The organism is Streptomyces sp. NRRL S-350 (assembly GCF_000719705.1).
Taxonomy (GTDB): Bacteria; Actinomycetota; Actinomycetes; order Streptomycetales; family Streptomycetaceae; genus Kitasatospora.
This window is the reverse complement of sequence record NZ_JOHO01000200.1, coordinates 1-713: the sequence shown is the minus strand read 5'-3', so window position 1 is coordinate 713 and position 713 is coordinate 1. Positions and strand designations below refer to the sequence as shown.

Here is a 713-nt window from a genome sequence, read left to right as displayed (position 1 = left end):
GGTGTTGACGAAGAAGCCGACCAGGTCGTCCAGGGCCTCGTCGGTGCGGCCGGCGATGGCGGTGCCGAGGGGGATGTCGGTGCCGGCGCCGAGGCGGGAGTAGAGCGTCGCGACGGCCGCCTGGAGGACCATGAACAGGGTGGTGCCGGTCTCCCGGGCCAGTTCGGACAGTCGGGCGTTCAGCTCCGGGGCGGCCAGCGTGGTCACCACCTCGCCCCGGTGGGAGGCGACGGTCGCGGGCGAGCGGTGCCATCGACCAGCCGTCACCGGCGATGTGGTGCAGCACCAGCAGCAGGACGTGGTCGTCGTCGCCCAGCGCCAACAGCTCGGCCCGGAACGGGATGTCGGTGGCGAGGTCGAAGGCGTGGGTGGCGGCGCGGGCGAGGTGCCCGGCCAGTTCCCCGGGTGTCGTGCGGGTGGTGAGCAGCGGGATCCGGGCGTCCGTGACGACGTCCTGGCGCGGCTCGCCGTCCACCGCCGGGTACCGCGTCCTCAGTGACTCATGGCGGCCGGTCACGTCGCGCAGCGCCGCGCGCAGGGCGTCCTCGTCCATCCGGCCGCGCAGGCGCAGTGCGAGCGGGATGTTGTACGTCGCCCCGCCCTGCTCCCATTCGCGGAGGAACCAGAGGCGTTGTTGGGCGTAGGAGAGGGGGAGCGGGTCGGGTCGGGTGGGGGTGGTTCGCAGGGTGGGGCGGGTGCCGGTGTGGGGGGTG

The 713-nt window shown here is 73.8% G+C and carries 1 protein-coding gene and 1 pseudogene; both read right to left on the bottom strand.

Annotated features, from left to right (window positions below; all coding sequences use genetic code 11):
* The coding region (locus IF30_RS50960) for a condensation domain-containing protein (RefSeq protein ID WP_420791210.1) at window positions 1-267 on the bottom strand (267 nt) is incomplete at its 3' end.
* A gap of 25 nt (window positions 268-292) precedes the next feature.
* Window positions 293-685: pseudogene (locus IF30_RS50955) on the bottom strand (condensation domain-containing protein); the annotation flags it as partial.
* Window positions 686-713 lie beyond the last annotated feature (28 nt).